A 7890-nucleotide genomic window follows, 5' to 3' on the forward strand; every position below is an offset into this window, starting at 1 on the left:
GGCGCACGGTTTTGCGGTCCAGGCCGCAATGCGCGGCGATCCTGCGGTACCCCGGTGCCGGCAGCCCCGCCACCCCCAACCACACTCTGAGCACTTCCCTGATCTCATTCACACTGACCTCCCTAAAAGCCATGCCCGCACCTCCGTTGACGTGAACTGTCACGACGATCGAACGGGCAAACGAAGAGACCATAACTGGCAATCCAGGTGGTCCCATCACCCTGGCAAAATCAGGTCAAACTGGTCCCAAGCTCATGGCAAACGACAGTTGCGCAGCGGGCCGGCGCGGGAACGGAGGTGTCGGCCACACCGTGCCAGTCGCCCATGTCGTCCCAGCATGACGCGGCCATTTATAAGTTCCTCGAGGTCGAGGTGCCAGGTAGCGAGCACCAACGGGGCCCGCGCGCAACCCCATACAGAACCCACGACCCCAACGACCCTCACCCACACCCACACCCTCGGCTTCGGTGACGATAGTCCGTCGATCACCGTCTGTGCCTTTGTGGTCTCGCTCGTTAGTTCGTCGGGGGTGGTAGCCAGGCGGTGGGATCGCCCAGGTAGAGCCCGCAGGCGCAATCGAGAGCTTCTTCGGGGGTTCCGGCGAATGCGCCGCTGGGCAGGATCGAGGCTTCGTACTTGCCGGTGCTGGCGAGGTAGATCGCGAATCCCCACCGGTTGGCCGATCCGCCGTAGCGCAGTCGCATCAGCGTCATTGTGGTGTCGTCGTCGAGGGTGACGGCGATGTAGGCGAAGGCGCTGCGGAAGCGGGTGTCGACCTTGCCGATCTGCGGCCAGCGTTCGCGGGCATGGGTGATCAGCCGCAGCCGCAGAGAGCTTTTCGTCGATTCGGGTGGGGACGGCATGGGTGTGATCGTGCTCGACCGACGCCGCTGATGCGGTGATCGGCGTGTCGGAGTCCCCCAACACTGTGACCGGTGTGATGTGTGAGGCATGAGTGATAGATGTGAGCCAACGGCCGGTGAGCTGTCATGGTGATGGCCAGCCCGTATCAGGTCAGGTTGTCCGATACCGACCGGACACTGCTCCAAGCGCGGGTGCGTGCCGGCACGACACCACAGAGAATGGCGCTACGCGCGTTGATCGTGTTGATGGCCGCCGACGGCACCACCAATGCGACCATCGCCGAGGAACTCGGGGTCTGCCTCGACACAGCCCGTAAGTGGCGGGCCCGGTTCTGCAACAACGGCGTTGACGGGCTGGCCGATGCGCCCCGCTCGGGTCGGCCACCGGTGTATTCGGCGGGCGAGGTGGCCCGGGTCAAGGCTTGGGCGTGTGAACTTCCCGCCACCCACGGGCTGCCGCTGTCGCGGTGGAGCGCACCCGAGCTGGCACGTCAGTTGGTGGCTGACGGGATCGGCGCCTCGGTGGCCACGGTGCGGCGCTGGCTCGCCGAGGACGCCCTCAAACCGTGGCAGTACCAGTCGTGGGTCTTCATCAGCGACCCGCAGTTCGCGGCCAAGGCTGCCGTCGTACTCGATCTGTACGCCACACCTACCAGGGTGTGGCCTTGGGCGCCGACGAGTACGTCATCTCCGCCCGACGAGAAGCCCTCCATCCAGGCCCGCGACCGCTGCCATGCCACCGCGCCGGCAGACAAGGCCCAGCCGCCACCGCCGAATCGATCCTCGCCAAAGTCGCGCGAGCACGCACCACCCTCAATACTGTCAACTAGCACTAGCGCGCATCTGGCGTATCGGTGCACCGACACCGCGTCCACGAGCTCACTACCCTCACACCTGGTTGATCGCGCTTGCCGTATCCCGCACGCTCGTGAACTTGGACCGCCCGCCTTTGCGCGGCGTCGACGAGCGGAGTGGACCGCTTGTTAGAGCACTGCCTGGTCATTCTTGTACTGCTCTAGGGCCTCCCAGGAGATGCCAGCCTCGAGCAAAATCTCTTCTGTATGTTGACCGTGCTCCGGAGCTCCCGTCGGAATCACCTGTTGCTCATCAAACTGCACCGGATTTGCGGGTAGGGCATAGGGCGCGCCGTTCATCGCCGTGACGGTCGGGATGTAGCCGTTGGCAACGACGGCCGGATCGCTGCTCAGTTCGCTGGGGTCTTGCACGACAGTCCAGGCTCCCGACAGCGGGGCAAGGGCCGTGCGCCACTCGTCGACGGTTCGGCCGGCGAACACCTCGTCGAGGATTTGGATAAGTTCCACCCGGTTTAGGAATCGCGAGTGCCCATCAGCGAACCGGCTGTCTGTCGCCAGGTCGGGGCGACCGATGAGATTCGTCACCTCGGTATAGAACTTGTCCGCCTGAAGCATCATCAGCATGATAAAGCGGTTGTCCTTGGTGCGATAATTGCCTACCAATGGATTAGGTGAATCGCTATGCCCAAACGTGGGCAAGGGCGCCTCTTTGTAGAGGTTGCTCGCGGTGACCAAAGGAGTCATGGTGTAGGCGGCCAGCCCAAGAAGCGAGACATCGACGACGGACGTTTCGCCAGTTGTTGTGCGTTTGTAGAGTGCGGCGGCGACTCCGCCGGCAATCGTCACCCCCCCTAAGAGATCACCGAACGCGGGCGTCGGCCGGACGGGCTCCTGAACCTCGTCAGGCGTCAGTGCTTGCCCTACGCCACCTCGCGACCAGAACGAAACGGCGTCGTAGCCCGGCCGATCGGAATCGGGTCCAATAGGCCCATAACCCGATCCGCGTACATAGATGATGTCGGGGTTCACCGCGCGGATGTCATCAACGTCTATCCCGAAATGCGCGCGTCTGCTCGGCAGGTAACTCGTCAAGAACACATCGCAGGACTTGGCGAGTTCGAGGAGCACCTCGCGACCGCCCGCGGTGGTCAAGTCGATGCCAATGGATTTCTTACCTCGGTTGGGCATCTCAATCATGTAGTTGACGCCACCCGCGCCGGCGGGGATAAGGCCCATCGTTACCAGACCACGCTGTGGGTCTCCCCCCTCCCGAGGTTCGACCTTGATGACCTCAGCACCCCATTCGGCCAACACCGCCCCGGCGGCCGGGACGAAGGTCCAGGCCGCGACCTCCAGCACTTTGATACCTTGCAGGACGTTGTTCACCGTCATTTTCAGACCTTTCTGACAGGTTCGCACACCGCTGAACACGTCCAAGTCGCCGTACGTCATTGCGCAGGCCGTGTTCCCTGACACAGTTTAAACGCTTATTATTAGCGTTAACGTAGCAGAAGGAGCCTGGGCGGCCGGTTTGAGGTCGCAGTTGTCATTGCGCGCAGTTGTCATTGCGCGTGTGAACGACACTCCCGCCAGCGAGCCTTGCTCGAGTTGAACGTTCTTGTCCTGCGGGGCAGCGAAATGGTAGCTTCCGTCTACGGGCTCAGCTATCTTCCTATCTTTATCCAAAAGGGGCGTGGTGATCAACATCGGACCTGGTCCCGATCAGCTGGCGCTGCGCCAGAACGTGCGCGACGTTCTCGCGGCCGAATGCCCGCCCGATTTTGCGCGCCAGGCTTTCGCGGATCCGGAACACTGGCGCGGCTTGTGGAAGTCGGTCGTCGACTTGGGCTGGACGGCGATCGCCGGCGACGAGTTCTGCGCCATCGACCTCGTAATGGTGCTGGAGGAGTGCGGCGCCGCGATCGCGCCGATGCCCTTGCTCAGCAGTGTCGGTTTAGCCGCTGGGGTGCTCAAGGCCGCTGGTTTGGACAAGACACTGTCGGAGATCGCCGACGGCGCCGTCGCGACGCTTGCAGCCCAACCGGCCGGCCATCGGCTGCCGGGTGTACCAATGACATTCGCGGACCACCGGGTGCGCGGCCGGGCGATCAGTGTGCCCGATTTGTCGCGCGCCGAGATCGTCGTGATACTTGCCGCATCGGCCGACCAGACCCTCGCCGCCGTCGTCAAACCCGGCGCGGGCGTCGGCATCACGGAAAAAGAATCGATCGATCCGTCACGCCCGATCGCGGAGCTGACAGTCGATGCCATTCCCGACGCGACCGCACCCGTCGACGTCGAAGCCGCGCTGGCGGTCCCGTTGCTAGCGGCAGCCGCGGAGCTCGTCGGTGTCGCGGATACGGCGCTGCATCGCGCGGTCGAGCACGCGAAGTCGCGCGTCCAGTTCGGCAAGCCCATCGGGGCGTTCCAGGGCGTCAAGCATGCGCTCGCGGACACCTACGTCGCGGTGCAGCGGGCCCGCAGTCTGGCCTACGCGGCGGCGGCCCGCATCGAAGACCCTACGGCCATATCATCGCAGCGCTGGACATCGGCTGCGCTTGCAAAGGCCGCAGCGGGCGAGGCCGCCATGAAATCCACGCGTGTCGCGGTCCAAACCCACGGTGCGATCGCGCAGACCTGGGAACACGACATGCACCTGTACGCGCGGCGGGCGTGGCTGGGCGAGGCACTGCTGGGCGACAGCCGAACGCTGTATGCCGCCGTCGGCCGCCGCTTCTTCGGGGGTGCGCGATGACGTCCCCGTTGGTGCAAGAGTTCGCCGATTGGCTGGCGGCATTCCTACCGAACGACTACTACAACGAACGTTACCGCGAGTACCGTTGGGACATAACGCTTCGCCGCGACTACCAGAGCGCGGCATTCGAGGCCGGCTGGCTGCAGCCCACCTGGCCACCGGAGCATGGCGGCAGATCGCTCGCCGTGGCCGAGGCGCTGGAGATCCGGCTGGAAGCCGCCATTCGTTGGGCGCCAAAGCTTCCCAACATCGCTGGCGTCAATGTCGCTGCACCCGGGGTTCGCGAATTCGGCACACCGGAGCAGGTGGACCGCCTGCTCGTGCCAGCGCTGCGCGGCGACGAATGGTGGGCGTTAGGCATGTCCGAGCCCGAGGCCGGATCCGATTTCGGTAGTTTGCGCACCCGCGCCGAACGTGACGGTGACGTCTTCCGCATCAACGGCCACAAGATCTGGACTACCCAGGCGCACGAATCCCGCTGGTGCACACTCTACGCCCGGACCAGCTCAACAGCACCCAAGCATCAAGGCATTTCGTGCTTCATTCTCGATTTGCATTCGGCAGGAATAAGGATAAACCCCATTCGGATGGCATCCATATCCGATGAGACGTTCTGCGAAATCTTCCTGGATGACGTCGAAGTGCCGGCTACCAGCTTGCTTGGCGCCGAGAACGCGGGGTGGCAGGTGGCGATGTCGTCGCTTCACCACGAACGCCAGATGATCTGGGTGATGAATTGGGTGGAGATTCAGCGTGCCTTGGGCGCGATCCGTGGCGCCGAGCCCGCCACCTCTGAATACCTTTTCACCGAGGTGGGTTCGCTGCTGGCGGACGCAGAAGCCTTACGCGCAAACGGCTACCGTGGGTTGGCCAACGAGATCGCCGGCCGAACAAACCCTGAGACGCAGATTCTGAAACTGCTGGGCTCGCAAACGCTCCAACGAGTTTGGGATCTGGTAGCTGCGGCAGCCGGCGCCTGTTCGGCCTACAACGCAGATCTGCTGTTCGAGCGACAAGATGCACTCGCCGCATCGATCTATGGCGGCACATCAGAGGTACAGCGCAACATCATTGGCGAACGAGTGCTCGGGCTGCCGAGGGGATAAGGCACGTGGATTACGATCTGGGCAGAGATGCCGGGCAGCTGCGTGAACGGTTGCGCACGTTGATCCGCAACCACGTGCCGGAGGGGTTCCTCGGCGCGTTTAGTGACGACCCGCAGGATTTCGCGACGACACAAGCATTTTGCAAGGTGTTGGCCTCCGAGGGACTGCTCGCGCTGGCATGGCCGAAGGAGTTCGGCGGCGGTGGGGGATCTATCTGGCACCAGACCGTGCTGCGTGAGGAGATGTGGGCGCACCACGAACCTCGGGGGCCGCAGTACATGGGCATTAACTGGGTCGGGCCGGCGATCATGCGGCACGGAACGGCCCCACAGAAAAGGAAGCACCTTGCTGCGATCGCCGCCGGCGAAGCGGTCTGGTGTCAAGGCTTTTCCGAGCCGGAAGCGGGCACGGACCTGGCATCACTGAGGACCCGCGCTGTCGCGAACGGGGACGGCTGGCTTGTCACCGGCCAGAAGATCTGGACGTCATATGCGGAGATGGCATCCTGGTGCGTGCTTGCCACGTGCACCAATCCCGACGCGCCCAGCGCTGAGCGGCTCACGTTGTTCCTTGTCCCGATGGACCGCCCCGGAATTACCGTTCGGCCGATCTGCTCGATGCTCGGCCGGCACCATCTTAACGAGATATTCCTCGACGGTGTGCGGGTGCACCCGGACGAAGTACTCGGCAAGGTCGGTGACGGCTGGCGGGTGATGCGCGAAGCGCTCGCGTTTGAGCGGGTCGGGATCGCCCGCTATGCCCGGTGCGAGTCGCTGCTCGAGCGGCTCCGCGCGGAGGTGGGTGAGGATTGGGGAGGGCTGCCCGAATCGCTTCGAACTCGTTGGGCCCGGGCGCTTGTCGACTTGAGGGTTGCTCGGCTCCTGGCCTACCGTGCTGTGTCGTTACAGGAGGGCCCGTCAGCGCCGGGGGCGGCTTCTGCCGCCCGCATCGCCGGGACGACGTGTGACCAGCAGGTGGCCGAACTGCTGGTCGACGTGCTCGGGGCGACGGCGCTCGACAGCGGGCCTTCCGCCCCGCTTTTTGGCGCGATCGAAGACCACTGGCGTTACGCGCAGGCCGCAACCGTCGCATCGGGGACGATCGAGGTGCAGCGCATGCTCGTCGCTCGAGAGGTGCTAGGAGTGGGCCGGTGAACACCGAGCTGCCCCAGGATGTCGCGGATTTCGCCGACACCGCGATGCGCCGATTCAGGCGGGTCGGCGGCCCGCCCGCCGCGTTGCAGGCCGAGAGCGACGAAGCTCCCCGCCTGGCAGCCGCGGCGGCGCTGCGCGACATTGGCGCCGACGAATTGGACATACGCGCGTCAACCGGCGACGCGCTGGCCGCCGCCGTCCTGTGTCAGGCCGCCGGCGCCACGATGCTGCCCTACCCGGTCGTCGAGCAGCTGCTCGCGATCGACGGCGCCCGGCTGGCGCTGGTAGACCCGGCCGCTCCACGCATCGACCACGGGGACCTGCCCGGGGACTTGGTCGTCGCCGACCTGGATGGACGGCGCTATCCGGCACAGGCGGGCATGCGCACAGCCGGGAAGCTCGGGCCGTTCCTGGTACTGACCACACTAGGCGATCCCGACGGCTCCGTGCCGCAGGGCGATGTCGACATGCATCTGGTGTTGGGCGCGTGGCGCATCCTCGGCGCGATGCAGCGCTCGCTCGAGATCACCCGGGACCACGTCATCGCCCGAACCCAATTCGGCAAGCCCCTGGCCGAGTTCCAGGCCGTGCGGTTCGCGGTGGCCGATGCCGCCGTCGCGGTGCGCGGTCTGCACGAACTGGCCAAGTACACGGTGTCCCGCTCGATGTCGGTGCCGCCTGCCGTACGCTCGTCGGATGCGCTGGTCCTTCGCCTCAAGGCGGTCGACACCGCTCTGGAAGTCCTACGAACATCTCACCAGATGCTTGGCGCACTTGGCTTTTGCGATGAGTCTGACATTAGTGTCCTCGACAGGCACACCCAACCTTTGCTGCGGCTGCCCGTGAGCGCCGCAGAACTCCACTTGCGGTTGCTGCCTCTAATCAGCGATGGTCATCTGGAGACCCTGTTCTCGGAGTCCGTGTGAGTGCCGCTCGCTTGCGACGTTTCCGTGGTGCTCGACCGGGCACCCGAGCAAACGCGGAGGCAATCGTCGTCCAAGCCCGCTTAGCCTCAATACCGTCTACTTAGTGGTGCCGCTCGTAAGTTCGTCGGGGGTCAGGTTTGGGCTGTCGGGTCGTCGAGGTAGAGGCCGCAGGCTGTGTCGAGTGCGTCTTCGGGCGCGCCGGCGGTGAACCCGGTCGGCAGAATCGAGTCTTCGTAGCCGTCCTTGCTGGCGAGGTAGATCGCGAAGCCCC

The 7890-nt window shown here is 64.7% G+C and carries 8 protein-coding genes; 5 read left to right on the top strand and 3 right to left on the bottom strand.

From position 1 onward, the window contains the following. On the bottom strand, window positions 1–133 hold a 133-nt coding region (locus tag WA944_RS25100), incomplete at its 3' end, for a TilS substrate-binding domain-containing protein (protein WP_526608444.1). Between the two features lie 382 nt (window positions 134–515). Further along, complete coding sequence (locus tag WA944_RS25105; protein ID WP_526374667.1) at window positions 516–863, bottom strand: hypothetical protein; 348 nt, start codon at window positions 861–863, stop codon at window positions 516–518. A gap of 132 nt (window positions 864–995) precedes the next feature. Here WA944_RS25105 and WA944_RS25110 point away from each other — a divergent pair, with 132 nt between their 5' ends. Then, window positions 996–1850 carry a helix-turn-helix domain-containing protein gene (locus tag WA944_RS25110; protein WP_526608441.1) on the top strand — a complete coding sequence of 285 codons (855 nt, stop codon included), beginning with the start codon at window positions 996–998 and terminating at the stop codon, window positions 1848–1850. On the opposite strand, the gene WA944_RS25115 is transcribed toward WA944_RS25110, so the two are convergent. Beyond that, window positions 1847–3070 carry a CaiB/BaiF CoA transferase family protein gene (locus tag WA944_RS25115; RefSeq protein ID WP_526374671.1) on the bottom strand — a complete coding sequence of 408 codons (1224 nt, stop codon included), beginning with the start codon at window positions 3068–3070 and terminating at the stop codon, window positions 1847–1849. The two genes, WA944_RS25110 and WA944_RS25115, sit on opposite strands and share 4 nt — an antisense overlap. Before the next feature lie 307 nt (window positions 3071–3377). Between WA944_RS25115 and WA944_RS25120 the strand changes: the two genes are divergently transcribed. Genes WA944_RS25120 through WA944_RS25135 form a run of 4 tightly spaced genes read left to right on the top strand, consistent with a single transcriptional unit; the run spans window position 3378 to window position 7619 of the window. After that, window positions 3378–4433, top strand: coding sequence for an acyl-CoA dehydrogenase family protein (locus WA944_RS25120; RefSeq protein ID WP_526374677.1), 1056 nt, complete (start codon window positions 3378–3380; stop codon window positions 4431–4433). Then, window positions 4430–5539, top strand: coding sequence for an acyl-CoA dehydrogenase family protein (locus tag WA944_RS25125; RefSeq protein ID WP_526374673.1), 1110 nt, complete (start codon window positions 4430–4432; stop codon window positions 5537–5539). Before WA944_RS25120 ends, WA944_RS25125 begins: the two co-directional genes overlap by 4 nt. Continuing rightward, window positions 5536–6693, top strand: coding sequence for an acyl-CoA dehydrogenase family protein (locus WA944_RS25130; RefSeq protein WP_526374679.1), 1158 nt, complete (start codon window positions 5536–5538; stop codon window positions 6691–6693). Before WA944_RS25125 ends, WA944_RS25130 begins: the two co-directional genes overlap by 4 nt. Beyond that, entirely contained in the window at window positions 6690–7619 is a 930-nt protein-coding gene (locus WA944_RS25135; protein ID WP_526374675.1) for an acyl-CoA dehydrogenase family protein, read from the top strand. Before WA944_RS25130 ends, WA944_RS25135 begins: the two co-directional genes overlap by 4 nt. Window positions 7620–7890 lie beyond the last annotated feature (271 nt).

The organism is Mycobacterium sp., assembly GCF_049683355.1.
Classification (GTDB): domain Bacteria; phylum Actinomycetota; class Actinomycetes; order Mycobacteriales; family Mycobacteriaceae; genus Mycobacterium.

Bases quoted from the DNA above. Each gene is read 5' to 3' on its own strand.
- WA944_RS25105 (WP_526374667.1), bottom strand. From the start codon at position 863: ATGCCGTCCCCACCCGAATCGACGAAAAGCTCTCTGCGGCTGCGGCTG.
- WA944_RS25110 (WP_526608441.1), top strand. From the start codon at position 996: ATGGCCAGCCCGTATCAGGTCAGGTTGTCCGATACCGACCGGACACTG.
- WA944_RS25125 (WP_526374673.1), top strand. From the start codon at position 4,430: ATGACGTCCCCGTTGGTGCAAGAGTTCGCCGATTGGCTGGCGGCATTC.
- WA944_RS25115 (WP_526374671.1), bottom strand. From the start codon at position 3,070: ATGACGGTGAACAACGTCCTGCAAGGTATCAAAGTGCTGGAGGTCGCG.